The organism is Amycolatopsis sp. NPDC031561 (assembly GCF_055580625.1).
In genome coordinates this window covers 245,805-272,563 of record NZ_JBVILA010000002.1, presented here as the reverse complement: position 1 = coordinate 272,563, position 26,759 = coordinate 245,805, and the positions used below count along the sequence as shown (strand labels likewise).

General features: G+C 67.9%; 30 protein-coding genes and 7 tRNA genes. 16 read left to right on the top strand and 21 right to left on the bottom strand.

Going from position 1 to position 26,759, the window contains the following annotated elements; genetic code table 11:
* Window positions 1-80: 80 nt before the first annotated feature.
* Window positions 81-977, top strand: a complete 897-nt coding sequence (locus ACZ5IK_RS06840) for an ABC transporter ATP-binding protein (protein WP_465486910.1) — start codon at window positions 81-83, stop codon at window positions 975-977.
* Window positions 974-2,611, top strand: coding sequence for an ABC transporter permease (locus ACZ5IK_RS06835; protein ID WP_465486909.1), 1,638 nt, complete (start codon window positions 974-976; stop codon window positions 2,609-2,611). The genes ACZ5IK_RS06840 and ACZ5IK_RS06835 overlap by 4 nt, the downstream gene beginning before the upstream one ends.
* A 45-nt stretch (window positions 2,612-2,656) precedes the next feature.
* On the opposite strand, the gene ACZ5IK_RS06830 is transcribed toward ACZ5IK_RS06835, so the two are convergent.
* On the bottom strand, window positions 2,657-3,052 hold the full coding sequence (locus ACZ5IK_RS06830) for a hypothetical protein (RefSeq protein ID WP_465486908.1): 396 nt from the start codon (window positions 3,050-3,052) through the stop codon (window positions 2,657-2,659).
* Between the two features lie 55 nt (window positions 3,053-3,107).
* On the opposite strand from ACZ5IK_RS06830, the gene ACZ5IK_RS06825 reads away from it, so the two are divergent.
* Entirely contained in the window at window positions 3,108-3,404 is a 297-nt protein-coding gene (locus ACZ5IK_RS06825) for a hypothetical protein (RefSeq protein WP_465486907.1), read from the top strand.
* Between the two features lie 61 nt (window positions 3,405-3,465).
* Here ACZ5IK_RS06825 and ACZ5IK_RS06820 read toward each other — a convergent pair whose 3' ends face one another.
* From ACZ5IK_RS06820 to ACZ5IK_RS06805, 4 genes are all read right to left on the bottom strand, one after another.
* Window positions 3,466-4,041: a TetR/AcrR family transcriptional regulator gene (locus tag ACZ5IK_RS06820; protein WP_465486906.1), complete on the bottom strand. Its 576-nt coding sequence runs from the start codon at window positions 4,039-4,041 to the stop codon at window positions 3,466-3,468.
* 61 nt (window positions 4,042-4,102) lie between these two features.
* Entirely contained in the window at window positions 4,103-4,888 is a 786-nt protein-coding gene (locus ACZ5IK_RS06815; protein ID WP_465486905.1) for a metal-dependent hydrolase, read from the bottom strand.
* A gap of 57 nt (window positions 4,889-4,945) precedes the next feature.
* Window positions 4,946-5,299: an STAS domain-containing protein gene (locus ACZ5IK_RS06810; protein ID WP_101611865.1), complete on the bottom strand. Its 354-nt coding sequence runs from the start codon at window positions 5,297-5,299 to the stop codon at window positions 4,946-4,948.
* Window positions 5,300-5,513: 214 nt separating this feature from the next.
* On the bottom strand, window positions 5,514-5,822 hold the full coding sequence (locus tag ACZ5IK_RS06805; RefSeq protein WP_101611864.1) for a WhiB family transcriptional regulator: 309 nt from the start codon (window positions 5,820-5,822) through the stop codon (window positions 5,514-5,516).
* Between the two features lie 137 nt (window positions 5,823-5,959).
* Between ACZ5IK_RS06805 and ACZ5IK_RS06800 the strand changes: the two genes are divergently transcribed.
* The 3 genes from ACZ5IK_RS06800 (at window position 5,960) to ACZ5IK_RS06790 (ending at window position 7,649) form a co-directional block, all read left to right on the top strand.
* The gene (locus ACZ5IK_RS06800) at window positions 5,960-6,376 is read left to right on the top strand and encodes an anti-sigma factor (protein WP_465486904.1); all 417 of its coding nucleotides are present in this window, start codon (window positions 5,960-5,962) and stop codon (window positions 6,374-6,376) included.
* On the top strand, window positions 6,373-7,146 hold the full coding sequence (locus ACZ5IK_RS06795; protein ID WP_465486903.1) for a SigB/SigF/SigG family RNA polymerase sigma factor: 774 nt from the start codon (window positions 6,373-6,375) through the stop codon (window positions 7,144-7,146). The genes ACZ5IK_RS06800 and ACZ5IK_RS06795 overlap by 4 nt, the downstream gene beginning before the upstream one ends.
* A 77-nt stretch (window positions 7,147-7,223) precedes the next feature.
* Complete coding sequence (locus tag ACZ5IK_RS06790; protein WP_465486902.1) at window positions 7,224-7,649, top strand: ATP-binding protein; 426 nt, start codon at window positions 7,224-7,226, stop codon at window positions 7,647-7,649.
* Here the strand turns inward: ACZ5IK_RS06790 and ACZ5IK_RS06785 are convergent.
* Window positions 7,618-8,094: a MarR family transcriptional regulator gene (locus tag ACZ5IK_RS06785; protein ID WP_465486901.1), complete on the bottom strand. Its 477-nt coding sequence runs from the start codon at window positions 8,092-8,094 to the stop codon at window positions 7,618-7,620. The two genes, ACZ5IK_RS06790 and ACZ5IK_RS06785, sit on opposite strands and share 32 nt — an antisense overlap.
* A gap of 55 nt (window positions 8,095-8,149) precedes the next feature.
* Between ACZ5IK_RS06785 and ACZ5IK_RS06780 the strand changes: the two genes are divergently transcribed.
* The gene (locus tag ACZ5IK_RS06780) at window positions 8,150-8,785 is read left to right on the top strand and encodes a nitroreductase family protein (RefSeq protein WP_465486900.1); all 636 of its coding nucleotides are present in this window, start codon (window positions 8,150-8,152) and stop codon (window positions 8,783-8,785) included.
* Here the strand turns inward: ACZ5IK_RS06780 and ACZ5IK_RS06775 are convergent.
* Together ACZ5IK_RS06775 and ACZ5IK_RS06770 are read right to left on the bottom strand one after the other, a co-directional pair.
* The gene (locus ACZ5IK_RS06775; RefSeq protein ID WP_465486899.1) at window positions 8,763-9,419 is read right to left on the bottom strand and encodes an alpha/beta fold hydrolase; all 657 of its coding nucleotides are present in this window, start codon (window positions 9,417-9,419) and stop codon (window positions 8,763-8,765) included. The genes ACZ5IK_RS06780 and ACZ5IK_RS06775 overlap by 23 nt on opposite strands.
* Before the next feature lie 28 nt (window positions 9,420-9,447).
* Window positions 9,448-10,116: an HNH endonuclease family protein gene (locus ACZ5IK_RS06770; protein WP_101611858.1), complete on the bottom strand. Its 669-nt coding sequence runs from the start codon at window positions 10,114-10,116 to the stop codon at window positions 9,448-9,450.
* 156 nt (window positions 10,117-10,272) lie between these two features.
* Here ACZ5IK_RS06770 and ACZ5IK_RS06765 point away from each other — a divergent pair, with 156 nt between their 5' ends.
* On the top strand, window positions 10,273-11,265 hold the full coding sequence (locus ACZ5IK_RS06765; protein ID WP_465486898.1) for a tetratricopeptide repeat protein: 993 nt from the start codon (window positions 10,273-10,275) through the stop codon (window positions 11,263-11,265).
* Here the strand turns inward: ACZ5IK_RS06765 and ACZ5IK_RS06760 are convergent.
* Together ACZ5IK_RS06760 and ACZ5IK_RS06755 are read right to left on the bottom strand one after the other, a co-directional pair.
* Window positions 11,262-12,155: an SWIM zinc finger family protein gene (locus ACZ5IK_RS06760; RefSeq protein ID WP_465486897.1), complete on the bottom strand. Its 894-nt coding sequence runs from the start codon at window positions 12,153-12,155 to the stop codon at window positions 11,262-11,264. The genes ACZ5IK_RS06765 and ACZ5IK_RS06760 overlap by 4 nt on opposite strands.
* A 17-nt stretch (window positions 12,156-12,172) precedes the next feature.
* On the bottom strand, window positions 12,173-12,829 hold the full coding sequence (locus tag ACZ5IK_RS06755) for an SDR family oxidoreductase (protein WP_465486896.1): 657 nt from the start codon (window positions 12,827-12,829) through the stop codon (window positions 12,173-12,175).
* Between the two features lie 46 nt (window positions 12,830-12,875).
* Here ACZ5IK_RS06755 and ACZ5IK_RS06750 point away from each other — a divergent pair, with 46 nt between their 5' ends.
* Window positions 12,876-13,445: a TetR family transcriptional regulator gene (locus ACZ5IK_RS06750; protein WP_465486895.1), complete on the top strand. Its 570-nt coding sequence runs from the start codon at window positions 12,876-12,878 to the stop codon at window positions 13,443-13,445.
* Window positions 13,446-13,460: 15 nt separating this feature from the next.
* Here ACZ5IK_RS06750 and ACZ5IK_RS06745 read toward each other — a convergent pair whose 3' ends face one another.
* Window positions 13,461-14,636 carry a YDG/SRA domain-containing protein gene (locus tag ACZ5IK_RS06745; protein ID WP_465486894.1) on the bottom strand — a complete coding sequence of 392 codons (1,176 nt, stop codon included), beginning with the start codon at window positions 14,634-14,636 and terminating at the stop codon, window positions 13,461-13,463.
* A 624-nt stretch (window positions 14,637-15,260) separates the two neighbouring features.
* Between ACZ5IK_RS06745 and ACZ5IK_RS06740 the strand changes: the two genes are divergently transcribed.
* The 6 genes from ACZ5IK_RS06740 (at window position 15,261) to ACZ5IK_RS06715 (ending at window position 16,986) form a co-directional block, all read left to right on the top strand.
* Window positions 15,261-15,334, top strand: a tRNA-Arg gene (locus ACZ5IK_RS06740).
* Window positions 15,335-15,369: 35 nt separating this feature from the next.
* Window positions 15,370-15,443: transfer RNA gene (locus ACZ5IK_RS06735), tRNA-Pro, on the top strand.
* Between the two features lie 16 nt (window positions 15,444-15,459).
* Window positions 15,460-15,548 (top strand) — tRNA-Ser (locus tag ACZ5IK_RS06730).
* A 3-nt stretch (window positions 15,549-15,551) separates the two neighbouring features.
* A tRNA-Arg gene (locus ACZ5IK_RS06725) sits at window positions 15,552-15,623 on the top strand.
* Between the two features lie 15 nt (window positions 15,624-15,638).
* Window positions 15,639-15,713, top strand: a tRNA-Cys gene (locus ACZ5IK_RS06720).
* Window positions 15,714-15,816: 103 nt separating this feature from the next.
* Complete coding sequence (locus ACZ5IK_RS06715; RefSeq protein WP_465486893.1) at window positions 15,817-16,986, top strand: HNH endonuclease; 1,170 nt, start codon at window positions 15,817-15,819, stop codon at window positions 16,984-16,986.
* Between the two features lie 78 nt (window positions 16,987-17,064).
* Here the strand turns inward: ACZ5IK_RS06715 and ACZ5IK_RS06710 are convergent.
* From ACZ5IK_RS06710 to ACZ5IK_RS06675, 8 genes are all read right to left on the bottom strand, one after another.
* A tRNA-Arg gene (locus ACZ5IK_RS06710) sits at window positions 17,065-17,138 on the bottom strand.
* Window positions 17,139-17,180: 42 nt separating this feature from the next.
* Window positions 17,181-17,270, bottom strand: a tRNA-Ser gene (locus ACZ5IK_RS06705).
* 65 nt (window positions 17,271-17,335) lie between these two features.
* On the bottom strand, window positions 17,336-18,991 hold the full coding sequence (locus tag ACZ5IK_RS06700) for a phosphatidylglycerol lysyltransferase domain-containing protein (RefSeq protein ID WP_465487239.1): 1,656 nt from the start codon (window positions 18,989-18,991) through the stop codon (window positions 17,336-17,338).
* 33 nt (window positions 18,992-19,024) lie between these two features.
* Window positions 19,025-21,001, bottom strand: a complete 1,977-nt coding sequence (locus ACZ5IK_RS06695; protein WP_465486892.1) for an acetoacetate--CoA ligase — start codon at window positions 20,999-21,001, stop codon at window positions 19,025-19,027.
* 19 nt (window positions 21,002-21,020) lie between these two features.
* Window positions 21,021-21,782, bottom strand: a complete 762-nt coding sequence (locus tag ACZ5IK_RS06690) for an ESX secretion-associated protein EspG (protein WP_465486891.1) — start codon at window positions 21,780-21,782, stop codon at window positions 21,021-21,023.
* On the bottom strand, window positions 21,782-22,906 hold the full coding sequence (locus tag ACZ5IK_RS06685; protein ID WP_465486890.1) for a PPE domain-containing protein: 1,125 nt from the start codon (window positions 22,904-22,906) through the stop codon (window positions 21,782-21,784). The genes ACZ5IK_RS06690 and ACZ5IK_RS06685 overlap by 1 nt, the downstream gene beginning before the upstream one ends.
* Complete coding sequence (locus ACZ5IK_RS06680) at window positions 22,906-23,385, bottom strand: hypothetical protein (RefSeq protein ID WP_465486889.1); 480 nt, start codon at window positions 23,383-23,385, stop codon at window positions 22,906-22,908. The genes ACZ5IK_RS06685 and ACZ5IK_RS06680 overlap by 1 nt, the downstream gene beginning before the upstream one ends.
* A 47-nt stretch (window positions 23,386-23,432) precedes the next feature.
* Window positions 23,433-24,065: a dienelactone hydrolase family protein gene (locus ACZ5IK_RS06675; protein WP_101611841.1), complete on the bottom strand. Its 633-nt coding sequence runs from the start codon at window positions 24,063-24,065 to the stop codon at window positions 23,433-23,435.
* A 97-nt stretch (window positions 24,066-24,162) separates the two neighbouring features.
* Between ACZ5IK_RS06675 and hisC the strand changes: the two genes are divergently transcribed.
* On the top strand, window positions 24,163-25,218 hold the full coding sequence (hisC, locus tag ACZ5IK_RS06670) for a histidinol-phosphate transaminase (protein WP_465486888.1): 1,056 nt from the start codon (window positions 24,163-24,165) through the stop codon (window positions 25,216-25,218).
* A gap of 48 nt (window positions 25,219-25,266) precedes the next feature.
* On the opposite strand, the gene ACZ5IK_RS06665 is transcribed toward hisC, so the two are convergent.
* Both ACZ5IK_RS06665 and ACZ5IK_RS06660 read right to left on the bottom strand, forming a co-directional pair.
* Complete coding sequence (locus ACZ5IK_RS06665) at window positions 25,267-26,028, bottom strand: sulfite exporter TauE/SafE family protein (RefSeq protein ID WP_101611839.1); 762 nt, start codon at window positions 26,026-26,028, stop codon at window positions 25,267-25,269.
* 69 nt (window positions 26,029-26,097) lie between these two features.
* Window positions 26,098-26,742, bottom strand: coding sequence for a GNAT family N-acetyltransferase (locus tag ACZ5IK_RS06660; protein WP_465487238.1), 645 nt, complete (start codon window positions 26,740-26,742; stop codon window positions 26,098-26,100).
* Between the last annotated feature and the right edge of the window lie 17 nt (window positions 26,743-26,759).

Sequence of the window (26,759 nt, the reverse complement as noted above, 5' to 3'; positions counted from 1 at the left end):
GTACAACCCCCAGAGTGATCACACCGTCCATACGTTTTCTTAACTTCACAACTTCGTGAATTCACTGTACCTTCAGTGGCATGGAAAACGCCATCTCCATCTCCGGCCTCCACAAATCCTTCGGCCGGACCAAGGCTTTGGACGGCCTTGACCTGCAGGTACCCGCTGGGGAGGTGCACGGCTTCCTCGGTCCGAACGGCGCGGGGAAGTCGACCACCGTCCGGGTCCTGCTCGGCCTGCTCCACGCAGACTCGGGCGACGTCCGCCTGCTCGGCGGCGACCCCTGGAAGGACGCGGCGAGCCTGCACCGGCGCCTCGCCTACGTCCCCGGCGACGTGAACCTCTGGCCCAACCTCTCCGGCGGCGAGGTGATCGATCTGCTGGGGCGGCTGCGGGGCGGGCTCGACCAGCGCCGCCGCAAGGACCTCATCGAGCGGTTCGACCTCGACCCCAAGAAGAAGGGGCGCACCTACTCCAAGGGCAACCGGCAGAAGGTCGCGATCGTGGCCGCGCTCGCCTCGCACGTGGACCTGCTGATCCTCGACGAGCCGACCTCCGGCCTCGATCCGCTGATGGAGGCCACCTTCCAGTACGCGATCCAGGAGGAACGCGAGCAGGGCCGCACGGTGCTGCTGTCGAGCCACATCCTCGCCGAGGTCGAGGCGCTCTGCGACAAGGTCAGCATCATCCGCAACGGGCACACCGTCGAGACCGGCACGCTGGCCGAACTCCGGCATCTCACCAGGACGTCGATCTCGGCCGAGCTCGCCGGCCCGCCGAACGGGCTGTCGAAACTGGAGAACATCCACGACCTCAAGGTCGACGGCAACCGGGTCCGCTTCGACGTCGAAACCCGGTCCCTCGACGACGCGCTGCGCCGGCTCACCCAGGTCGGCGTCCGCAGCCTGACCAGCCAGCCGCCGACGCTGGAAGAACTGTTCCTCCGTCACTACACCACCGAAGCGAGCGCGAAATGACCGCGACGCCGGATCGCCCGGCGGCCGTCTCCGGTCCGTCGCACGGGCTGGTCGGCACCTGGCAGCTGACCAGGCTGGCGCTGCGGCGGGACAGGATCGTCCTGCCGATCTGGATCATCCTGCTCGGGATCATGCCCTCGACGTCCTCGGGAACGTTCGAAACGCTGTACCCGACGGCCGCCGAACGAGCGGGGCTCACCGCGAGCATGGGCGCGAACCCGTCGCTTTCGCTGATCTACGGCCCGGCCTTCGACCTCTCGACCGCGGGCGGGTTCACCGCGTGGCGGCTCGGCGGGTTCCTCGCCCTGATCGTCGGGCTGATGGCGGTCTTCACCGTCACCCGGCACACCCGCGCCGAGGAGGACACGGGCCGCGCGGAACTGCTGGCTTCCGCGGTGGTCGGCCGGTACGCGCTGCTGAGCGCCGGCGTCCTGGTGTCCGCCGGGGCGAGTGTCCTCATCGGACTCGTCGAGGTCGGGCTGATGATCGGCGCGAAGCTGCCCGTCGCGGGGTCGTTCGCGCTCGGCGGCGCCACCGCGGCGACCGGGCTGGTCTTCACGGCGGTCGCGGCGGTCGCCGTCCAGGTGGCCGAGTATGCGAGAACGGCCAACGGGATCGGTGCCACCGCCGTCGGGGTCGCGTTCCTGCTGCGCGCGGTCGGCGACTCGACGACGGACGCGACCTGGGTCTCCTGGCTGTCCCCGATCGGCTGGACGCAGCAGATCCGGCCGTTCGCCGACGAGCGCTGGTGGGTCTTCCTGCTGCCGCTGGCCGCGACCGTGGTCGTCGGCGCCGCCGGGTACGCGCTGCTCCCGCGGCGTGACGTCGGCACCGGCATCATCCCGCCGCGGCCGGGGCCCGCCGAAGCGGTGACGTCGCTGCGCAGCCCGTTCGCGCTGGCGTGGCGGCTGCACCGCGGTCCGTTGATCGGCTGGCTGATCGGCACGGCGGTCTGCGCCGCGGTGTTCGGCTCGGTCGCGAGCGGGATCGGCGACGTCGTCGGGGAGAGTGAGCAGGCGAAGGAGATCTTCCAGCGCCTCGGCGGCACGGACGGGCTGATCGACGCCTTCATGGCGGCGATGACCGGCCTGTTCGCCATGGTCATCGCGCTCTACGGAGTGCAGGCCGCGCTGCGGATCCGCGCCGAGGAGACCGCCATCCGGGTCGAGCCGCTGCTCGCGACGAGCGTGGGCAGGCTGCGGCTGCTGGGCAGCCACCTCGTGTTCGCGTTCGCGGGCACCGCGCTGATGATGGTGGTCAGCGGTGTCCTCTTGGGACTGTCGAACGGGATGCGGTCGGGCGGCGTCGGCGGCTCCGTCGGGGACATGGTGGTCGCTTCGCTGGCGCAGCTTCCGGCGGTGTGGGTGATCGTCGGCCTCGCCGTGACACTGTTCGGCCTGGCCCCGAAGCTCTCGACGGCGGCGTGGGCGATCGCCGGGCTGGCGTTGCTGCTCAGCCTGTTCGGCCCGGTGCTGAACCTGCCGCAGGTGCTGATCGACGCCTCGCCGTTCTCGCACGTTCCGAAACTGCCCGCCGCGGAGTTCACCGCGACACCGCTGCTCTGGTTGACCGGGGTCGCCGTGGTCGCGCTCGTGGCCGGGCTCATGGGCTGGCGGCGTCGCGACGTCGGCTAGCCACAAGGGGAAACCGTGAAGGCCGCTCCTCGGGGAGGGCGGCCTTCACGGTTCTTGCCGTACGTCGCCGCCGGGCGTGACGATCAGCTTCGCGACCGGCACCCCGCCTCCGCACTCTTCGCCCGCCGGGTACGCGATCGCCGGTGTCACGACGAGGAAGTGCGGTTTCCTGTCGTCGAAGGTCACCGTGGTCTTGACCGGCGTGGTCGGCAGACCCTGGAGCGGGACGAAGATGTGCTCGCCACCGGGCGCGGATTCGGTCACGCAGTCACCGGCCCAGCACAACTCCAGCGACACGCGCTCGAGCCCGGCGGCCACTTCCCGTGGGATGTCGAGCGAGATCCCCGGCGACAGGGCGATGGCCGGGCAGGCCTTGTCGCCGGATTGGCCGCACGCGGTCAAAGTCGCGAACAGGAGCACGAAAACGGGGAGCCGCCGCATACCGGGCAGACGACGCGAGAGGCCGTTCAGGTTGCATCAATCGCTTCGGTATCCCGTGACCGAGGTGGGCGGGAGCACCGTCGAGGTGGTCGACGGCGTCACGGTGCGGGTCACCGTGCGGGGCGCGGGCGTGCTGGTGCGCGTGATGATGAGCGGTTCCGGGATGACCGCGGGCAAGGTCACCGTGACCGGCCCGACCGAACGGGAGGTCGACGTCGGTGAAGGGGTCGTACTGACGTCTTGGACGCGGGGCTGTGGCTCGCGACCGGCCACCAAGAGGGCGGCGACGAGCAGTCCGGTGGCGAGCCCAGCGAGGGCCGCGACCGTGACGGAACCGGTGGTGGGACCTTGACCGAACATCCGGCACCCCCTCGCCATGCGAAGCGCAGGTACGAGGACTTCTCGCGTTGATCTTACTTTTTGTTACGCAGCGTGCAAGTTGAGTCGAATGTCCGCAAGCCGTCGATCAGGATCCGCACCAGGTGGCGGTCCGGGCGCGAATACCGTTCCGCGGCGAGGCACCCGGCGATCAGGGCGCGCAGATCTTCGCCGTCGATGTCCTCGCGGACCACTCCCGCGGCCTGCGCCCGTGTCAGCAACGCCTGCAGCGCCGAGCGGAAATCGGTGCCCGCGCTCGCTTTGAAACCCAGCCCCGTCGTCTCCGCGAGCGCGTCGCACAGGGCCCGGTTGAGGGATGCCTGCTTGACGACGCGTTTGAAGAAGTCAAAGAACGCTTCGCCGGGGTCTTCGGCGGTCAGCAGTTCGCGTGCTTCCCGCGCGAACTGCTCCAGGCGCTCCAGGACGACGGCCTGGAAAAGTGCTTCCTTGCTGGGGAAATGCCGATAGACCGTACCCGCGCCGACGCCGGCGAGGCGGGCGATCTCGTCGAGGGGAACGGCGAGGCCGTCAAGGGCGAAGGCCTCTTCGGCCGCTGCGAGCACCTTCGCTCGGTTACGCCGCGCGTCGGCGCGCAGCACGGGCTTGTCCACTGTTCTCCCCTCAACCGGGTCCGGCGTTCCGATTCAACGCCGCCGGCGGCGGGGGCATTCCTCACTGCACCGCGGTCTGCGTCCCGTCCGGTGTGAGCAGGCTCTGGACCGTGGTGAACAGGTACTCCCAGACACCCGGGATCAGCACCACCGCGGCGACCGCGAACACCGGGAAGATCAGCCGGTTCTCCACGTTCTTGCCGGTGCGGAACCGCAGCGGCTTCGGCGGCCGGATCTCGTACCAGGTCTCGCCCGCGATCGGGATCGGGAACAGGAACGGGCAACCGGACTCGGTCAGCGCGTCCCCGAGGCAGTGCACGAAGCACCCGGCCGCGACGGCGATGCCGAGCCAGCCGGAGATCTCCGCGAGCTGCGCCGCCTTGTCCGGCGGGGCGGTCCACACCCACCACGCGACCGCGGCGCCGCTGACCGGAAGCAGCCAGTCGCCGAGCGCGCCTTCCGCGAGCAGCAGCCCGAGGACGACGACGCCGAACACCGCCCACGGTCCGCCTTCGGTGGTACCCCAGGAGGTCAGGAAGCCGAGACCGACGGCGAACAGCACGGTGTGCGAGAGGTGCCGGTGCTTACCGGTGACCTTCTCGTCCCGGGGTCCCTTGGTCAGCGCGTAGAGAGCCGCCGAAACCCGGCGAAGCAACCAGGAGATCGCTCCGGTGAACCAGCCGAGCAGCTTCGACGCGCGAGCGCCCGGATGGTCGAGGTCGGGCAGGAGGGCGAAACCGGCCGTGGTCGCGGCGAACACGACCGCCTGGTGCACCGTGCCCGCTCCGACGGCGGGCGCGAGCGCGAGGCCCGCGCACCAGCCTGTCAGGGCATGCGTCCGCCCCATCATCGTGCTGCTTCCCCCAGGTGTCGCGGATCACGAGCCCACGACCGTAGCGGGGGATCAGGCGGGGGGCTCTTCCGACACGCTGAGGTGCTCGGCGACGCCGGTGAGCTCGATCACTCGGCTCACCTGCGGGCTGGGCACGACTTCGAGCTCGACGGCCTTCTCGGCGGCCTGACGCTGTGCCTGGAGCACCACGTTCAGCGCCGAGGAGTCGAAGAAGGTCACGCCGGTCAGGTCGGCGACGACCCGGCCCGACGGTTTGTCCGTGATCAGTGCCCCGAGGGTCTCCTGGAGCTGCGGGCTCGTCAGCAGGTCGAGCTCACCGGTGACCACCACACGCGGTACAGAAGCGTCGGCGTCCAGCGTGATGCTGAAACCGGGCGGCGTGGTGTTCTGGTCCGCTGCGGGCATGCACATTCTCCTCATCAGGTGAGAACCGACGCTCGGCGCCGGAGCTCGCCTGTGGTCTCAAGCTACGGCCACGTCCAGTCCGGACACGGACGCACGCTCTTCTTCGGCGGGTAGGCGTGGCTGTCCCCGCAACGACAGTCCCAACCCTAACCCAGTCCGGACGGGGCGCCACGATCGCCGTCACGCGCGTCGCCGACCGGTGCCCAGGGCGCGCTCAATGTGCCGTCAAGGCCTTGCGCCCCGCGCGGCGTTCCCGGAGGAACAGCTCGCGGCGCTCGATCTCGCCGAGGCCACCCCAGATGCCGTACGGCTCCTGGACGGCCAATGCGTGCTTGCGGCACTGCGCCAGCACGGGGCAGGCCTGGCAGATCGCCTTGGCGCGGGATTCGCGCCGCTCACGGGCCGAACCGCGCTCGTTGTCCGTGTGGAAGAACAAGCTGCTGTCGGCGCCTCGGCACGACCCACGGAGCTGCCAATCCCACTCTTCCGCCACCACGTTCGGCAGCCGGCTCACGTCAGCCATGTCGGTCCCCGCCCTTTCCAGGAGATCGTTTGTCGCGGGTTACATGCCCGCCGCCTGCGCGAGTCAAACGTGGGTTTGGTTTGCTCACACTCAGGGCATCTGACGAGTCGGCAGTGCAGCTTGAGAGAGGAACACACGTGGTGGACAACACCCCGCCCAATGGGGAGGGCGCTCAACTCATCGAGGTACGCACGGCCGCGGTACCGCATGTGGTGCCGACCCTCCGGACGATCGTCGCGGACATCGCGATGCGTCAGGACTTCGATCTGGACGCGGTCGAAGATCTCCGGATGGCGGTGGACGAGGCCTGTTCGATGCTGCTTCCCGTAGCCTCCGACGGCCACCTGACCTGCGTTTTCTCGTGGAAAGACGGACGGATCGAGGTGACCGTCTCGGTGCTCTCGGACTCCCCGGAACACGACGACGAGACCGGTCTGTCCTGGCAGCTGCTCACCGCGCTGGCGACGTCCGCGCGACGGAGTGTCACCCCGGCCGACGGCGGCTACCTGTCGAGGGTGGAGCTCATCCGGGAGAGCGAGGCGGCCCGGCCGTGACCGAACCCGTCGAGCAAGACGGCGCGGACGTCCCGGCCCTGTTCGAGCGCATGTGCGCGCTGCCACAGGAAGCACCCGAACGTGAACGGCTTCGGGACGAACTGGTGCGCGCGCATCTGGAGCTCGCGCGCAACCTGGCGCGCAAGTTCCGCAACCGGGACGAGTCGATGGAGGACCTGGTCCAGATCGCGACGATCGGGCTGATCCACGCCGTCGATCGCTTCGATCCCACTCAAGGCAGTGACTTCCTTGCCTTCGCGGTCCCGACCGTCTCCGGCGAACTGCGGCACCACTTCCGCGACAACAGCTGGTCGGTCCGGGTCCCGCGGCGGCTCAAGGAGCTGAACGCGAACATCTCGGCCGTGCGAGAAGAGCTGACCGTGCGGCTCTCCCGCGCGCCGAAGCCCAGTGAGATCGCCGCCCATCTCGGCGTCCCCATCGACGAGGTCTACGAGGGTCTCCGCGCCGGCCAGGGCCGGTACGGGGCCTCGCTGGACAACCTCCTGGAGAACTCGGCGCACACCCGCTTCGGCGAGGCGGACGCCAACCTGAGCCAGGCGGAGCTCCGTGAGGCGCTGCGGCCGATGCTGGAACGGCTGCCCGATCGCGAGCGCAAGATCGTCGCGCTGCGGTTCGGGTCCGGGATGAGCCAGTCGGACATCGCCCGCCGTGTCGGGGTTTCCCAGATGCAGGTGTCACGTTTGCTGGCCTCCACCCTCAAGAAACTGCGTGAAGGATTGACCGAGACAGAACTCACCGACGGAGTTTGATTCGACCTTCACCCTTGTGGGTATCCGGTAGACGAACAGCGGATCTGGGAGTCTCTCGCGAGGGGAGGTGCGGAACCATGACGATGTCCAAGACGCGATCGGAGGGCTCGTTGCCGGTGGTCTCCCTGCCCCTGCCGGTCGATGTGACGGCCCCGGCCGTCGCGCGGCAGGCGGTGCGGACGACTCTGGCGAGCCTCGGCCTCGACGGCCCTGCCGTCGACGACGTCCTGCTCGCGACCTCCGAACTGGTCACCAACGCTTTCGAACACGGTGAGAAGCCGGACAGGCTCGAGGTCGAGTACGCCGAGGGCAGGCTCACCCTGCGGGTCTTCGACTCAGGCTCGGACTGGCCGAAGCTGAAGGAGCCGTCGCCGATGGCGGCGCGCAGCCGCGGCCTGCAGCTGGTGCACGCGTTGTCCGACGACTGGGGCCACGAGCCGTGCGCCGGCGGGAAGTACGTCTGGGCCGTGTTCAGTCTTGATCGGGCCGACGCCCGATCCTGAGCGCGGCGTCCGTTTCGGCGATGCGGTCGCGGAGCGATTTCCGCTCCAGGGCCTCGACGGCGGCGACCAGGACCTCCCTCAGCGGGTACGGCAGTTCGGTTTCCAGCTGTTCGGCCGCGGCCTGGGTCGCCGCCCATTCGGCTTCGAGCGTCGGCATCAGCCGTCGCGTCTTCTCGGTCAGGGAAACGATTCTCTGCCGGGCGTCCCTCCCCGGCCTCAGCGAGACGAGGTCCTGGCGCGCCATCTGCGCGACGGTCTGACTCGCGGCGGAATGCGTGACACCGACTTCCGCGGCGAGGTCGCGGATGGGCATCGGCCCGCGTGCGACGATCGCGCGGACGATCGGGGTGAACCGCGGACGGTAGTCCCCCAGCCCGATGTCCTCGAAGAACGCGGAGACGTCCGCCTCGGTCAATTCGAGGACGTGGCGAAGCAAGGTACCCATCCCTCGTTCGCGCGGCGGCCTCCCCACCAGCGGATCATAACGACATAATCTTCGGATGACGCCCGAAGAGCTGCTGACGACCACTCGAACCGTCCGCAAACGACTGGACCTGACCCGTCCGGTCCCCCTCGAACTGGTGAAACACGCCCTGCAGGTCGCACTGCAGGCGCCGAGCGGGTCGAACACCCAGCGCTGGCACTGGCTCGTGATCACCGATCCCGGGCAGCGGGCCGAACTCGGCAAGCTCTATCAGCGGGCCTGCCGCGAGTACCTGGATTCGCCGAACGCGGCCGGGAAACTGTTCGCGGACGACCCAGCGCGTTCGAAGGTGCAGAAGCGCGTCGGCACCAGCGTCGAGTACCTGGCCGACAAGATGGGCGAAGTGCCGGTGCACGTCATCCCGTGCCTGGAGACGAAGACCGCCGATCTGCCCGCCGGCAACCAGGCCGGGCTGTGGGGCAACCTGCTGCCCGCCGTGTGGAGCTACATGCTCGCGGCGCGGGCGGTCACGCTCGGCACGGCGTGGACGACGCTGCACCTCGCGTACGAGAAGGAAGCCGCGGAGATCCTCGGCCTGCCGGAGAACGTGCACCAGGCCGCGCTCATCCCGACGGCGTTCTACACCGGCGACACCTTTCAGCCCGCCGCGCGTCAGCCGCTCGAAGAGGTCATGCGCCTGGATCGCTGGTGAGGTAGGACTCCAGCCGGTCCGCCAGGACCTTGGGGTGGCTCAACGGCACGGAGTGCGAGCCCTCGATCTCGTCGGGCGCGAAGCCGAACCGGTCCTGGACGACCCGGCGCTGGAACTCAGGCGTGAAGAAGCGGTCTTCGCGCGCGATGAGCACCTTCGTCGGGACGTCCGGCCACTTCTCCAGCGGCCACGGCTCGCCCCATTCGGCGCTGACCTGGTTACGGCCGTGCGAGCCCGCCTCCGCGACGAGGTCCGCCGGAACGCCGTTGAAGAACTTCTCCTCGTCGCTGAGGTCCTGGTTGTCCGCGAAACCCGTGTTGCCCCACCAGTCCCCCGGTGACTCGCCCGGCTTCGGGATCATCGCGGTCAGCAGCACGAGCAGCCGCGCCGAGTGCTTCGCGGCGACCAGCGGCGCGGTGAAACCGCCGTAGGAATGCCCGAGCACCACCAAGTCGCCGCGGTCGCCGATCGCCTTGGTGACGGTGTCGACGTGCTCGGCGAAGCCCGCCTTCTCGTCTTCGATCGGCAGGTTCACCGCGACCACGTCGTGTCCGCGGCCGGTCAGTTCCGCCTCGAGGAGGTGGAAGTCCCAGGCGCTGCCGCCACCGCCGTGGATCAGTACGAAGGTCGCCATCGCCCCAGCCAACCCGAAGCCGGGGAGATCAGCAACGACCGAGCATGTCGCCGAGCGCGCTCTTCTCCGCCGTAGTGATCGTGAGGCCGTAGTAGTGCTTCACGGTGATCCAGTCCGTGGCGTAGGTGCACCAGAACGAGACGAGCGGCGGCTTCCACTGGTCCGGCGCCTTGTCGCTCTTCTCCTGGTTGACGTTGTCGGTGACGGCGAACAGCTGCGGCCGCGTCAGGTCGTTCGCGAACTGGCGGCGCTTCTCGTCTGTCCAGGACTTCGCGCCGCTGACCCAGCTCTGGGCGAGCGGGACCATGTGGTCGATGTCGACGTCTGTCGGGCTCGTCCAGGTGTCGCCGTCGTAGATGCTGGTCCAGCTGCCGGAGGTCGGGGCGCAGTCGGAACCGGCCTTGACGTCCTTGCCGTCGCGCTTGAGCACGAACTCGCGCGTGTTGCAGTTGTTCCCCTGGTTGTCCCAGTGCGGGTACTTCTTGCGGTCGTAGCCGTCCATCGAACCGCGCGGCGCGACGGCGAGCTCGTCCAGCTGCTTGCGCGCGTCCGCCGCGCTGGCGGTGTTGGCGGGCTTCGGTTGCAGCGCGTCGCCCTTGCCGCTGACGAACCAGAACACCGCGAGAACGACGGCGGCGAGGGTGATCAGCAGGAGCAGTCGCTGAGCCGTGGTCATCTGCCGCGTACGCGTGGCCACCGCGCGATTCCTCTCGACGGGGATGGGGAGCGACCCAGTATCACCGGGCCCCGCGGGGAAACCGGGAGCGACACGGCGATGACAGCAGGTAGTTGTTGTCACATCGGGGCTCTGATCAGCGACTACCCCTGGGACGCTGCCGGAAGGAGCGGGCTTGTGGGCGCCGAAAAACGCAAATGGAACACCAAGGTCGACGACTATCTGAACCGGAAGGCGGCGGAACGCGGACACGTGATCGCCATGGCACGTATGGGATCCACCGCGCTGGAGCGCGGCGATCCCGACGAGGCCGAGGCTTGGTTCCGCAAGGCCGCCGCGGGCGGGGACCGGGTCGCGATGGGCAACCTGGCGCATCTCCTGCGCGAACGCGGCGCGCCCGAACAGGCCGAACGCTGGTACCGCGAAGCCGCGACCGCCGGTGATTCGCATGCCATGTCGCAGCTGGGAAATCTCTGTGCGCAACGGGGCAGCCTCGACGACGCCGAGGACTGGTGGCGCCGCGCCGCCGAGGAGGGCCGCGTCGAAGCGATGGCCGAGCTCGGACGGTTGCTGCACCGGCGCGGTGAGCTCCGGCAGGCCGAGGGCTGGGCGGGCCAGGCCGCGGAGGCGGGCAACGTCGAAGGGATGATCACGCTCGGCGCCGTGCTGTGCGACACCGGCCGGGCGCGTGAAGCGGAACCGTGGTGGCGCAGGGCGGGCGAAGAAGGCGACGCTTCCGCCCTCTGCAAACTCGGCCTCAAGGCCGAACGGCGGAACGACCTCGCGCGAGCCGAAAGCTGCTACCACGCGGCCGCGGCCGCCGGCGCCCCCGAAGCCGCCGTCCGTCTCGGTCTGGTGCTGCACCGGCGCGGTGAGGTCGAAGCCGCCGAACGCTGGTACCTGAAGGCCGCCAAACGCGGCGACGCCGCGGCGATGACCAACCTCGGCGTCCTCGCCAACGACCGGAACGACCCCGGCGAGGCCACCGCCTGGTACCGGAAGGCCGCCGAACTCGGCAGCGTCCCCGCGTACACCAATCTCGGCAGGCTCGCCGCCGACCACGGGAACTTCCAAGAGGCCGAACACTGGTTCCGCGCGGCCGCCGACACCGGTGATCAGGCGGGGCAACGGGATCTGGAGGAGCTGTACCGCAACCGGCAGCGGTTCTAGGCTTTCCAGTTCCTCATCGCCGCGAAGCCTTCGCGCAACCGCTGGAGCTTGCGGCTGCGGTACGGGTCCTCGCCGTCGTCGAACCGCCACCGCTCCTCGACGCCGGCGCGGAACACCGCGAGCCCCTCGAAGCCGAGCCCGGCGGTGAAGTCCGCGATGCTCACGTCGACGCGACCGGATCCGTCGAGATCAAGCCGTAGCAACCACTCCGCGAGCTCCTTGGGCTCCGGCGGCGAGTCCGCGCAGGCCTCCGCGTACAACGCGAGCGCGCCCCTGACCTCTTCGGCGAGCGCGCCGAACGAGTCTTCGACGAAGTCCAGGGCCTCCACCACCAGCTCGACGATGCGGCACAGCAGCGGTCCGTCCATCACTTCCCTGGCGGTGGCGAGCACCTCGCGGACCTTCCCGGTGTACGCGACCGTGCCCTGGAAGCCGACGAAACCGCGCAACCGCAACGTCCCCTCGACATGACGCCGCAACGCGTCGAGGTCTTCGCGACCAGCCCTGAGCGAGAGTTTGCGGAACAGGGCGGGATCCTCGTTCGCGTGCCCGACGAGCAGTTCGACCAGCTCTTCGCGAGCGAGGGTTTCGACGTACCCGCGGATGTCGACCGCGCCCCCGTCCGCCGCGCCCTCAAGGACCAGCAGGCCGACGGCCACGCAGTGCTTGCAGAAGAACCCGTCCGCCGCGTGCGGGCAGGAACACTCGCCCACCAGCTCGCCGTCGACGTCGCGCAACCGGACCGTGTACCGGTCGGTGCCGCTGACCACCGCCGTGACCCCGCCCGCGACGTCGTCCAGCGTCTCCACCGACTCCAGGTACTTGGCCCCGCGCGCGAAGGAGACGTCACCGGCCTGCCTGCGGAGTTCGTCCTCGCTGAACCACGTCACCGGCCCATTGAACCCCCTCAGGTCCGCGGACCGAGGAACAACCCGCCGCTCGCGTCGAGGACCTGCCCGGTCACCCACCGGGCGTCGTCGGAGGCGAGGAACGCGACGACGTCCGCTATGTCGTCTTGGTCCCCGAGCCTTTGGTGTGCGGTGAGGCTGGTGATCGCGTTTGTCGACTCGGGCGTGAAGACCCGGCTGTTCGATTCGGTCTTCGTGGCGCCCGGCGCGACGACGTTGACCGTGATCCCGCGCGGCCCGAGCTGCTGGGCGAGGGTGCGGCTCATCGTCTCGAGCGCGCCCTTGGTCATCGCGAAGGACGTCTGCGCCGGGTTGGCCATGCGCGTGGCGACCGAGGAGATGTTGATGATGCGGCCGCCGTCGTTGATCCGGGCTCGTTGGATGAGGAAGTACGGCGCTCTCACGTTCACCGCCATCAGATGGTCGAAGCTCTCGGGCGTGTCGGTCTCGATCGGTCCTGCCGGTGACGCGGCCGCGTTGTTGACCAGGATGTCGAGGCTGCCGAGGCCTTCCAGGGCTTTGTCGACACCCTCCATGGTCGACAAGTCGGCCTGACTGCTGTCATGCCTTCGGACTTTGACGCCGTCTCTCTCGAGCCTCCGCGCGATCGCCGCCCCGATCCCCCTGGACGCTCCGGTCACCAATGCCCTTTTCATGCGCACCCCAGATGTTAGTGACTAACACTTTGATAGTGTCTACCACGTGAGCCTGCGAGATCGCCAGCGCGCCGAGACCCGGTCTCTGGTGCAGACGCACGCCGTCCGCCTCTTCACCGACGTCGGTTACGCCGCGACCACCGTCGCCGACGTCGCCGCGGCGGCCGGCGTCTCGGCGATGACGGTGTATCGGCACTTCCCGACGAAGGAGGACCTGGTCCTCTACGACGAATACGACCCGGTGACCGCTTCTGCCGTCGCTGCCCAGCCGGCCTCTCTTCGGCTTTCCGCTCGGATCGGTCGCGCGCTTTCGGAGACGGCCGCTCACGGGACCTCGTCGGAGAAGGCGTTCCTGCTGGCGCGGCTGCGGCTGATGATCTCGGTGTCCGCGCTGCGGGCGCGGCATCTGGACAGCCAGTACGCGACGGCGGATGCGATCGTGGCCGCTCTTTGTGGGCCTGCGCCGGAGCCCGAGGAGGAGTTTCGGGTGCGGGCTACGGCGATGGCTTGCCTGGGGGCGGCGCATGTGGCGCTGATCCGGTGGGCTGAGACGGACGGGGAGGCGGATCTGGCGGGGTTGATCCGACAAGCCCTCGGCAGCGTGTTCGAGCACTAGCCCTCAGAATTGACCTTACGAGTAGTGCTCTCGGTGGTAATCGAGATGCTTTTCGTCAATTTGATGATCAACATGCTGGCGCAGCTCACCCACCACGTCACCATCCACCAGCACCTTCATGTCAACACTGATTACCATCGCCCCATAGTCAAAAAGCACATGACAGTTAGGGCATAGACAGAGAACGTTCGAATAGACATCTGGACCATGGTGCGGACGTCCAAGGCCTCGAATATGAGCCCCTTCAGAATAGGCCCTGTCACCGATCTTAAGTCGCACACCACAAGTTTGACACACGTCGTCGTGCACCTTCTTCACATAGTTGACTACCTGAGTAGACCTAATCAAGCGTTGAACCTTGGTCGCAATCCGTGCAGGTGCATCGTTACCCGCCGGGATCGGCATCAGCGCATGGGTTTGCGGCTCAGCAGCCACAACGGTTCCAACGGTCAGCTTCATCATGCGAAACTGGCAAACCATGAAGCCATCTGCTCCTGGCTGACGCCACGCCTCAGCGACCCGATAGAGCCCGTCGTATCGCAGACCTGAATCTGGCGCATAGGACGACTTCTTGTCTGCGCCACGAATTACTCGAACGGGCTCACCGGTAGTACTACTAGTAACCAATGCGGCGTTCCCACTAGCAGTGAAACTTTGATCTTCAACTTGTTTACCCGACTTGCCCCGACCACCATGGCCGGTATAAATAATCTCGTCACCAAAGTCTTTGTCATCCGAGTACCCGCCAGAGACAACAATAGACCTCGCGCCAGTTTCACCAGTCCCAGAAATACCAGCCTGAAGCTGCCTATGGACTCCACGATCGAAAGCGTCTCGCCTGTTGACGAACGTAGTCCCCGCCGGAACGCCAGGGATCTCCCCGAACCCTTCTCCGCCAACAGCCAGCTGATGAGTTTCGACGTTCTTGAACTCGAACCCAAGGCGCCCCAGGCACGCAACCAGCTTTTCTTCTGCTGGGCCAAAATCAGCCATGCCGAGGTCCGCGCCAACTACTGAGCGGTGCGCTGACGCCACGAGCGCTTTCGCGTCGTACTCCAGCCCCTCATGCATCACGACGTAGCGAGATGCACGCGTCAAACCCATCAGGCGCTTGAAGCGCTCAGCGCCAACGTTGTCGTGCTCAGCGATCGCTGCAAGCACCGCTTCCCGAGAGATCTCTTTCAGGCCCACAAGGAGACGCTAGGCCAACTTGCGGTCGCGCAACACCCTCAAACCGGCGAACATCAACTTCGCCTTCGCCTCGCAGATGCACGCGCGCCGAGCGCCCGCTATAGGTCCGCGCTACTTACCTAAGGAGCAGGATCGATAAATAGCGTTGCAATACACTGATTCATCAGCCATAGTTAGGGAACTCAACCAGGCACAGGAGCAGCCATGACGAACATGCACGAGCGAAAGACGCAGCGCCAGCATCCGGCCGTCGCGTCCATCGCCGTATGTCTGTCACCCTGTCCCCGGCGACGTTCATGGCCATCTGACCAGCGGGTTTCTGGTCGACGAGGGCTCCCATCATGACGCGATAGCACGCGTGATGCCAGGGAGCCGCCCATCGGGAAACCGATTCGGGCGGCTTCTCTTTTTGGTATGCCCAAAGCAATTCTTTATCGGCGAACTTGGGAAGCGGAACGGCTTCCAAAACCGTATCCAGGGGGTTCGACTCCCTCCGCCGGTGCTCGCCGCTGCCCATTTCAGCGCGAACCTTGATAATCGAAGACTTTTCTCCAAGCTCGTCCCCGTCGCCGAAAGAGGCAGCCAGGACGAGCGCCGGTGGAGGCGTGCACTCGTCTCCACCTCGCCCTTGTAGCTCAGATGGACAGAGCGCCGCACTACGAATGCGGAGGTCCCAGGTTCGAGTCCTGGCAGGGGTACTGGTCGGCGTATCGGAGGGGGATACGCCGGTCGACGGATGTGAGGGGCACTGGCGACCCCGCCTGATTTGGGATCAGGAGTCACCGCGTTCGACTCGCGGACGTCCGACTAAGCAGCGAAGCAAGGAGGATTGGCCGAGCCCGGCAAGGCAACCGTCTTGAAAACGGTGGTCGGCGTGAGAGCGCCGCGCAGGTTCGAATCCTGCATCCTCCGCAAGCCCTCGTGGTCCAACGGATACGACGCCGGCGTCCGAAGCCGGGAACGCAGGTTCGACTCCTGCCGGGGGCACGGCGACCCGAACTTGACCCACTTCACGGCGGTCGTGCGGCGGCCTGCAAAGCCGTTGGACTCCGGGTTCGACTCCCAGGTGGGTCTCCACAGCAACCCCAAACCAGGTGACCGGGTCGCGCGCACGGCACCAGAGTTCCACTGTCGCAAGTCCATGCGATACCTTCGGACATATGTTCGAACGGGAGGTCTTGTGTCCCTGAAGAAGCTCACGAGTAGCGACGCGGTGGTCGAGGTGTTGCGGCGACCCGATGTGGTCGACCTTGAGGCATCTGTGCCTTGGGCCGGCTCACTTGGGGGCTACCTCCTCGAGTTCGAAGGCAAGTACTACCACCTAGAGAAGATCGCTAGCGCCGCCTACGGCGTCCAATTTCCAAACCACGGCATCCTCCCTCCTGCCAAGTTCGACAAGACTGCAGCCAACATCGCGCTTCTCTTCGAGCGGCTGGGCTTCACAATCACCACGACAGCCAGATTGCGGCCGCCGAAGGTCGGAGACGAGTACCCCCAGCGGACCGCCATCTACAACACCTACGGCGGCAACAACGTCGCAGGAATCATCAAATTTCCGCGTGACAATGTCGTCAACGCCTTCTCGGACGAAGAGGGGCCGTATGCGGACGAGCCGCCAAGCATGGTGGCGCCGTTCGAGTACCGCGGCGAGGGACAGTCTGGCGACCAAGGGCTGGAAGTATCGGGCAACAAGATGCTCGATGAAGCCCGCAAGGATCGTCGCGCAGTGCGCTATTGGTATCGCCCCTCGGGCGGCTCGTTCAAGTTCGTCACGTGGGTGGCGGTTCTCAACCGCGCGCAGGTGTGGTCTCCAGACAAGAACAAAGAACTACGCCTCGAGTACACGTTTCAGATGATGGCGGTCCCGAGCCCCGAACCGAGCACGTGGCCGCCCGAGGTGCACGCATTGCTCGACGATCGGGAGATCAAGGACACTTCTCTGCCGAGACCGCCAGCACCGGGTGCCAGCAAGAAGGATCGGCAGAAGACTTATCAGGAGTACCTTCGGACTATCGGCGATCCGCCGACAGATGAAGAGGGCGAGTCCGGACCAACTAAGCGAAGTCGCAACCACTACCGCCGCAGCGTCAGGTCACGCCTAGCAGTGCTCGCTCGCGCCAACAATGAGTGCGAAAACGACCGGTGCACAGGCAAGCCAGGTGACACTAAGCCCAACGGCGACGCGATCCTCGAAGTTGACCATCTTGACGACCGCGCGCTCGGTGGCTCTGATCACCCCACAGACATGATCGCCCTGTGCCCCAACTGTCACGCCTCGAAAACCTATGGGCTTAATCGGGCGTCCCTCAAGAGGCACCTTCGGGCCAGGATCGATGCACTGCACCGCTAAACAGCACGACGTCCACACTGGACAGACAAAAAGGCCCTCCCGCGAACGGGAGGGCCTTAGTGCTGTCTCAACCAGACGTGCGCCCGAAGGGATTCGAACCCCTGACCTTCTGATCCGTAGTCAGATGCTCTATCCAGCTGAGCTACGGGCGCTTGTTCAGTTTTTAATCTAGCACCTGCCGGAACAGGTGCCAGCGGAGGCTCCGGGATTTGAACCCGGGAGGGGGGGTTACCCCCAACCGCATTAGCAGTGCGGCGCCATAGACCAGACTAGGCGAAGCCTCCCAGGTCGAACGACCACTGCCCAGATAGGTTACACACCCCGCGAACCCCCGCGAAAGGGACCCCCCTTAGATCCGTTGCAACGCCCTGAGCAGCAGCGGAGAGCGTCCGCCGAGTCCTTCGGCTTCGAAGACGGCGATGCCGACGCGGGGTAGGTCGCGGGCCGAGGGGTACGCCAGGTAGCGCGGGACCCAGCGGGGCTGGAACTTCGCGTTGAAGCGGTAGAGGGTCTCGATCTGGATCCAACGTGAGAAGAATCGCAGCGTCCGGGCGGACAGGCGGGCGACGGGGCCGGCGCCGATGCGTTGGCCTTGTTCCAGGACGGCGCGGAAGGCGGCGAAGTTCAGGGAGACGTGGTCGGCGGGGGTCGTCAGGAGCAGTTCGGAGATCATCAGCTCGTTGACGCCGTTGTCCGCGGTCCGGTCGCGGCGCATGACGTCCATCGAGAGGCCTTTCTCGCCCCACGGGACGAACTGAAGCAAGCCGCGAACGCGACCCTCGTGCTCGGCGGTGACCAGGACCGAGCCCGGATCGCCCATGCGGCCCAGCGCCATCGAGAAGCCGCGTTCGGTGTCGGTGCCGCGCCAGGTGGCGGCTAGGGCGCGGAGTTCGTCGAGTTCTGCGGGAGGCAGGTCTTCGGCCTTGCGGACGCGGACGGCGTACCCGGCTCGCTTCGTGCGCGAGACGGCTTGGCGGACGCCGCGCATGACGCGGCCTTCCAGGGTGAAGGTGCCGGTGTCGACGACGGCTTCGTCGCCGATCTCCAGCACCTCAAGGCCGAAGCGGGCCCAGACGGTCGCGCCCAGTTCCGAGCAGCCCATGGTCGCCGGGGTCCAGGCGTAGCGACGGCAGACGTCGAGGTACTCCTCGATCGCGCCCGGCCACGCTTCCGGGTCACCGAGAGGGTCCGCCGAGCACAGCGCGACACCGGCGATCACGCGATAGGTCACCGCGGCCTTCCCCGACTTCGAGAAGACCACGAACTTGTCCCTGCGTAGCGCGAAGTACCCCAGCGAGTCCCGTTCGCCCACCAGCGCCCTGAGCCGCTCGATCTCGTCATCGGTCAGCTCCGGCGCGGGTTCGGCCGAGCGAAGCAGGAAGTACGCGGCCAGCAGGACCGCGCCGATGCCGAACAGCAGGCCGACCGCGGCCGACAGGTCCTCCAGCCACAGCGCGTGGAACACCGCTGGGCCGCTGACGCCGACCAGGGCCAGGACCGACTGGGCGAGCCTGTCGCCCACGTCCAGGGGATTCAGCGCCTTGGCGACCGACAGCAGCACGAAGTTGATCGCGACCCCGGCCACCGTCAGCTGCAGGAAGACCCGGACCGCGCGCCACCGTCCAGTGACAGGATCGGGGAGCGCGATGAAGTGGCGCCGCGTCGCGATCAGGGCGATCAGCAGCGCGAGCGACACGAGGCCGGCGCCGAGTACGTGGCGCAGGCCGAGGTGCGACACGGTCAACAAGACCGCGGCGGCGACCGCCAGTTGCCAGGCTCGTCGCTTCCGCCGCTTGAGGCCGGCGGCGAGCAACACGAGCAGGACACCGGTCACCAGCGCGACCGTCGCCGCGCCGACCGTGGCCTCGTGCGGCAGTTCCAGCCATTCGGCGACGTGCCCGCGCAGGGTGCGCCGCCCGGCCGGGACCAGCACCGAGACCAGGGCCAGCAGTCCGGCCAGCCGCGTCACCCAGGTGACCACCACCACCGAGGTGGCACCCGCCACCCGCCACGCGCCCGCCAAGTCCCGCCCCTACGTTCAGCTCCTTGCCAGCTCCACGAACGGTACAAGGGCGTCGGGGTTCAGCAGCGCATCCCGGCTGACGGCGCGGTCAGGTGAAACCCCCGAAAGGATCTTCTTGACCGGAACCTCGCATTTCTTGCCGTTGAGCGTGCGGGGTACCTCGGTCACCTGGACGAACCGGTCGGGCACGTGCCGCGGCGAGAGGGCCCCTCGCAGCTCCTTGCGCAAGGCGGGCTCGACCTCGTCGAGCGAGACGCCGTCGGCCAGGACCAGGAAGCACAGCAGCTGCCCGTCCTCGTTGCCCGCCGCCGAAGTGTCGATCACCAGCGAGTCCGCGACCTGGTCGAAAGCCTCGACGACCCGGTAGAACTCGGCCGTGCCCATCCGGACGCCGCCGCGGTTGAGCGTCGAGTCGCTGCGCCCGTAGATGACCGCGGAGCCGCGGCCGGTGATCCGGATCCAGTCGCCGTGCCGCCAGATCCCCGGGTACATCTCGAAGTACGCCTCGCGCAGCCGCGAGCCGTCCGGGTCGTTCCAGAAGAACACCGGCATCGACGGCATCGGCTCGGTGATCACCAGTTCGCCGACCGTCTCCACCACCGGTTTCCCCTGCTCGTCGAAGGCGGCGACGGCGGCGCCGAGCGCGCGGACCGAAAGCTCGCCCAGCCAGACCGGGACGTCCGGGGCCGACGTGACGAACGCCGCGCACAGGTCCGTGCCGCCGGACACCGAGCAGATCTGGACGCGTTTGCCGACCTCGTCGACGATCCACCGGAAGCCCTCGACGCTCAACGGCGCTCCGGTGGATCCCAAGGCGCGCAACGCGGTGAGGTCGTAGCGTTCGGCCGGTTTGATCCCGGCCTTCAGACAGCTCTGGATGTACGGCGCCGACGTGCCGAAGTAGGTGACGCGGTGCTGTTCGGCCAGATGCCACAGCACGTTGAGGTCCGGGCTGCCGGGACTGCCGTCGAAGAGCACGATCGTCGTCCCGGTCAGCAGGCCGGAGATGAGGAAGTTCCACATCATCCAGCCGGTGGTGGTGAACCAGAAGAACCGGTCGCCCGGGCCGAGATCGCTTTGCAGGGCAAGGGCTTTGAGGTGTTCGAGGGTGATCCCGCCGTGCCCGTGGACGATGCCCTTCGGCAGCCCGGTGGTCCCCGAGGAGTACAGGACCCACAGCGGGTGGGCGAATTCGACGGGCTCGAAGGCGAGTTCCGCGCCCACGTTGTCGGCGAGCAGCGTGTCCCAGTCGAGGGTGCCGTCGAGGCGGCCGCCCGCGTAGTCGACGAGCACGGTCGCTTCGAGCGTGGGGATCTCGTCCCGCAACGAGTTCACCGTCGAACGGCTGTCGAACCACCGTCCATTGTAGACGTACCCGTTGACCGCGATCAGTACCTTCGGCTCGATCTGCGCGAAGCGGTCGGTGATCGCGCGGACCCCGAAGTCCGGCGAGCAAGACGACCAGACGGCGCCGAGGCTCGCGGTGGCGAGGAAGGCGATCAGCGTCTGCGGGCAGTTCGGCGCCAGCGCGACGACTCTGTCCCCTTTGGACACTCCCAACTTCCGCAGGCCCTCCCTCGCGGAAGCGACGGCGGAACGCAAGGCGCCGTACGTCAGTTGTGACGAGAGGCCGTCTTCGCGGTGGAAGATCACGGCGATCTCGTCGTCGGCCTTCGCGGCGCCCGCGACGCCGGGCATGAGCGAGTGCTCGGCGTAGTTCAGCGTGCCGCCCTCGAACCACCGGGCGTTCGGCATCTCGCCGGTGAGCACCTCGCCGGGCTGGTCGTGCCAGCGCAGGCCGAGGAATTCGCCGACGGCCGACCAGAACTCCGGTCCGCGCCGCACGGAGAACTCCCACAACTCGTTGTAGTCGTCGACTTCCACGCCGCGTTCGGTGCGCAGCCACTGGCGGAACGCGTCGATCTTGGTGTCGGGCAGGCGGCTCGGCTCGGGGCGCCAGAGCACTTCTGGGGCGTCGGCGGTGTGCGTCACCCCGCGATGTTAACCCTCGTTAACCTACTTGGCGAGCCCCCGTGAACAGCTCGTACGCCATCGTCTTGAGGCGCGCCGCATCGAGCGGGGTGACTGTCAGCCACCCTCGATCGCGGCGGAGCCCGTAGCGGCCATCGGGGGTGTCCACCCAGGTCAGCGTGCCTTCTCCACGCACCCAGCGGCCCTCCCACGACTTCCTGGTCGCCCCGAGGCGTCCGCTGCCGATCCGCTGCGTCGCGATCCGCACCATCACGATGACCTCGGGTTCGCGCAGCCCGGCGTCGCGCAGGACATCGGAGAACGCCGGCTGCCCGCCGCGCTCCCCCGCCTCACAGGCCGCTGCGTAGTCGTCGACGCGCAGGTTGACCGAGAGGCCCCGCCCCTGCTCGCATGGCGGCAACGCCTGCAGCAGGGTCGCGGCGACGAGGGGTTCCCGCAGCGCGGACAGCTCGACGTCGGTGCCCGCAACGCCGATCGCGACCGCACCGCGATCGGACACGCAGCCGACGGCCCGGTACGCGGGATCGCCGTCGAGCCGCAGGTCCAGCGTCAGTTCGCTGTTCGCGAGGGTGTGCAGCAGCCCCACCAGTTCCGGCGCGGGGGCCTCCACCGTGCCGAGACCGCGTTCCGACAGCGTCCGGCTCGCCGTGTCGACCAGTTCGGCGCGGAACTCCGGTGTCCGCCCGACGTGCGGAACCTCCAGTACCGCGGGCAGTTCGTCGCGCCCGTGCGCCGACCACAGGAGGAAGAGCTCGCCGATGTGCAGGCGGATCCAGTCCATCAGCGGCCACCTCTCGGGTCTTCGCCGATGACCGGCGGGGTCACCTGCCCGCTGAGACCCCAGATATCCGCGTCCTCGACGAGGTAGTCCGGCGCCTTGTGGTCTTCTTCGCCCTGACGTCCTTGCTGAGGCGCCATCCCCATCGGCATCCCGCCGAAGCCGCCCATGCCCGCGGCCGCGGCCCGTGTCCCGGCCACCTGCCCGGGTTGCCCCGACGGCCCGAAGCCGCCGGCGCCGGATCGGCCGCCCTGCCCGAGCTGCTCTTGGGTTCCGCCGGAGGTTCCGGGCGGCGACGGTACGAAGGTGCCGCTGCTCGCGCCGGGCCCGCGCGGCGCCTCGGCGGGCTCCCGCACCTGGATCGGGGCGACGTCGTCGGTGCCGCTGCTGCGGGTCGAGTCGTCCGGTGGTGGCGCCGGCTCCGGTTCGGGTTTCGGCGTCGGCTTCGGCTCTTCGGGCGTCTTGAGGAGCTGCGGCTGCTTACCGTACGAAGTGAAGCGGGGGACGTTCTCGTAGACCTCGCCGGAGCTCTGCTGCATCCGCGTCATCACGTCGGCGGCCTGACGGTGCGAGTCCTGCGAGCTCTCGTCGGTCGGTTCGGCGACGATCCGCCCGGCCTCGGCGAAACCGGGATTCGAGGGCGCCGACGCCGACATGGCCTGCGTCGAATCGGAGACCGGGATCGGACGGCGTCGCGGCGGCTCCGGCACCTTCGGCCGGGGAGTGGCTCCCGGCGGCTCGGGCATCGTGCGCCGCGCGGTTTCGGCGATGTCCGCCTGGCGGCGTACGCAGTTCGCGACGTTCTCCGCGCGCCAGCCGGTCTCGTCGGCCCAGTCGACGAGCTTGATCGCGGCGTCACGGGCCCTGTCGGCACCCTCGCCCGTCCAGCCGTCGGCGGTGGCGACGATGGCCGCCTTGAGCTCGGAAGCGGCCCTGTCCAGGAACGCGCCGATCTTCGCCCACTGCGCGGCGACGGCTTCCGCGCTCGCCAGGTCCAGCTCGTTGTGGACCATCTCGTAGAGCTCGCGGTGCGAGTAGCTCATCCAGTCGATGTCGGCGCGCAGATGATCGGGGCCGGGCTGCGGCTCGGGCTCGGGCGGCGGCCACGGCGAGGGCAGGATGCGCATCAGCGCTCGTCCTTCCGCTCGGGTTCGACCATGTCCTCGAGGTCGAACCGGCGAGCGACCCGTTCGAGCTGCTCCTGGCCTTCCTCGTCCGCGGCGACGTACATCTTGCGCGCCGCCATCACGGTGAGCTGGAGGTCTTTGAGCACCACCGCGAAGTCCTTGAGGACGGGCAGGGCCGCTTCGGTCCCCTCGGTCGCCGCGCCCTGGAAACGTTCGCTCATCGTGTGCCCGACGAAGTTGTCGCCCAGTTTCAAGGGCGCCTTGAACTCCGTCGAGTCCTTGATCAACGCGTTGAGCTCGTGACGCGCTTTCAGCAGCGCGTCGACGAGCTTCTTGGCGGCGTCCTCGGTGACCTTGACGGTCCCCTTTTTGGCATCGGTCTTGGTGTCCCGGATCTGACCCGCCACCGGCGCCAAGGCCGGCGCCGAAGCTCCGAACGCGGCCTGTGGCGTCACGGGCACCTTGGGTGACTGTGCCATTCGACCCTCCCCTGTCACATCTCAGGGGGATGTTAGCGCGAATGGAGTCAGCGTAGGTGGGCGTCGAACCAATTCAACGTGCGCTGCCAGGCCTCCGCGGCCGCGTCCGGGTCGGCGTCGAAGCGGTGATTGGCGCCCGGGTAGTGGACGACGTTCGTCGCGACGCTCGCCGTCGCCGCCGCGTCACGCAGCTGTTCGACCTCGGCGCCTCCGGCCTCGTCGCCCGAGTCGCCGTACATGCCGAGCCACGGGCTGGTGAGCCGTCCCGCAATCTCGACGAGGACCGGCAACCCGGTGACCCCCTGCCCGCCGACGCTGACCGCCGCGCCCAGCCTGCGGTTCGACGCCACGACCAGAGCCGCCGTCCCGCCGAGGTCGAAACCGACGACACCGACGAGATCCGCCTGGACACCGCGATCGCCGAGCCAGGCGAGCGTCGCGTCGGTGGCTTCGAGCAGGTCCTGCTGTGTGAGGTTGTCGCGATCGAGATGCGGGGTGACGGTGAGCCAGCCTTCGCCCGCGAGACCCGCCAGGAGCAGGCTCAAACCCTCTTCGACCTCTTCGGCCTCTTCATGCAACACCACGAGTCCGCCGCGGACGACGCCTTCCGGTTCGGCGAAGGTCAGGCGCAGCGTGTGGCCGTCGGCGTGCTGGTGTTCCACGGTGGTCGTCAGGGTCATTCCTCCATCAGACCACTCTTAGGTAAATATTCGGGGCTTGCCGTTGCGCGGGAGGATACGGTGTCGGTGCCGTCCCCCAGACGTAGGAGCGCCGAAGATGTCCCCTGTTTCGCCGCGTGCGGATCTCGAATCGTTGCCGAAGTACGTCCCTGGCCGGACAATCCAGGGCGCGATCAAGCTTGCGAGCAACGAGGTCCCCGGCGGGCCGTTGCCGAGTGTGGCGCAGGCCATAGCCGAGACGGCACAGGGCATCAACCGGTACCCGGACATCACGGCGTCCGCGCTCGTCGAGCGGCTGGCCCGCGAACTGAACGAGCCGGTCGAGCGGATCGCCATCGGCTGCGGCTCGGTTTCCCTTTGCCAGCAAATGATCCAGGCCCTGTGCGAACCGGGTGACGAGGTCGTCTTCCCGTGGCGTTCGTTCGAGGCGTACCCGATCGTCACGCAGGTCGCGAACGCCGTCAGCGTGAAGGTGCCGCTGACGGCCGGGCACGGGTTGGATCTCGACGCGATGCTCGCCGCGATCACGCCGAAGACGCGGCTGGTCTTCGTGTGCAACCCCAACAACCCGACGGGGACCGTCTTGCGGCGCGCGGAACTGGAGCGCTTCCTCGACGCCGTGCCGCCGGGCGTGCTCGTCGTGCTCGACGAGGCGTACAAGGAGTTCGTGACCGACGTCGAGGTGCCGGACGGCGTCGAACTGGCGCGTGGCAGGGACAACGTCGCGGTGCTTCGGACTTTCTCGAAGGCGTACGGCCTCGCCGGCCTCCGCGTGGGTTACGCGGTGGCGCCGGAAGCGATCACCGTCGCGCTGAAGCAGGTGTACGTCGCGTTCTCGGTGAACCTGATCGCCCAGGCCGCGGCCATCGCGTCCCTCGACGCGGCCGATGAACTGCTGGAGCGCTGCAAGGAGATCATCTCGGAGCGGACCCGCGTGCGGGATGCGCTGGTGGCCAAGGGTTACGAGGTTCCGGAGACGCAGGCGAACTTCGTCTGGCTGCCGCTGGGCGAGCGGACGACGGAATTCGCGGAGCACGCGCTGGAGCGGAAGCTGATCGTGCGCCCGTTCGCGGGCGAAGGCGCGCGAGTGACCATCGGAACGCCCGAGGAGAACGACACCTTCCTCGAAGCGGCTGCGGCTTTCCCGCGCTGACGCACACTTCGGGACAGCCCGTACTCCGTTCGCGGGGTGCGGGCTTTCCTATTTGAGGAGCAGCTGCACCATCGCGGCGAGACCGACCACGACGATCACCGCGCGCAGCACGGTCGGCGAGAGCTTGCGGCCGATCTTCGCGCCGAGCTGGCCACCGATCGTCGACCCGACCGCGAGCAGCGCGACCACGGGCCAGCTGATCGGCGCGGTGAAGGCGTAGATCGCGCCGGCGACGATGTTCACGACGGCGGAGAGCGCGTTCTTGACGCCGTTGAGCCGCTGCAGCGATTCGGACATCAGCATGCCCATCACGGCGACCATCATCACGCCCTGCGCGGCCGTGAAGTATCCGCCGTAGATGCCGATCAGGAAGATCAGGAACAGCAGGAGCGGCCCGATCTTGTGGACCTTCCCGTTCTCCTCGCGGCGCTTCGCGACCCAGGCGGCCACTCGCGGCTGGACGATCACCAGCACCACCGCGAGCCCGACCAGCGCGGGCACGACCGTCTCGAAGGCGTCCTTCGGCAGCGAGAGCAGCAGGATCGTCCCGCAGATCGCGCCGAGGAACGACGCGACGGCGAGTTTCACGACCTCGGGCCAGTAGCCCTTGAGCTCATGGCGATACCCGATCGCCCCGCTGACCGTGCCGGGAGCGAGCCCGATCGCGTTGGACGTCGTCGCCGTCAGCGGCGAATAGCCGAGCGCGACCAGGACCGGGAAGGTCACGAGCGTGCCCGAGCCCACGACCGTGTTGATCGTGCCCGCCCAGAGTCCCGCGACGAAGATCAGGACCGCGTGCCACCAAGTCATAAAGCACTCACTCGCGCACCATAAGCACCGTTACCTCCTTTCGCGCTCTGGATGTGTCTCGTCGAACATTCAAGTGCCCGTTATGCCGTTTTCGGACTCCGGCAGATGCGCCGGAGTGATCTCCGCGGCGACCGTCCAGCCGAGCGTCAGGTACAACGCCCGTCCTTCCTCCGTCGCGACCAGCACCGCCCTCTCCGCCCCGGCCGCGACCGCCACCTCGTCGAGCCTGCGCATGACGAACCGGCCCAGCCCTCGCCGCTGATGCTCGGGCTCCGTCACCACCTGGTCGACCACCGCCGTGCCACCGGCGATCGCGACCCGGCCGGTGGCCGCGCGCGAGCCGTCGGGCGCTCGCACCACGACGTCGGTGACCACGCCGTCGCCGACCAGTTCCGCCCGGTACGGCTCGGGCGCGGGCATCACGGGCCGCATCGCGAGCGGAGTGCTCATCAGGTACTCCGGCGGGCCGACCTCCCAGTTCGGCGGCACCGTCTCCACCACCTCTTCACGCGGGCCGCTCACCTTCAGCCAGGTACCGGGCTCGGTCAGCGCGCGAGCCCGGCGCGCGACCGATCCTGCGTCCGCCAGCACGTACCTCACGCGATGCCCCGGACGCCCGACATCGAGCCGGTAGCCGTCCGATTCGGCCACCGGGACACCGACACCGCGGGAAAGCGCCCACCCGTGCACCCATGCTTTGATCAGCCCTGCCACCCCAGTCATCATTCGAT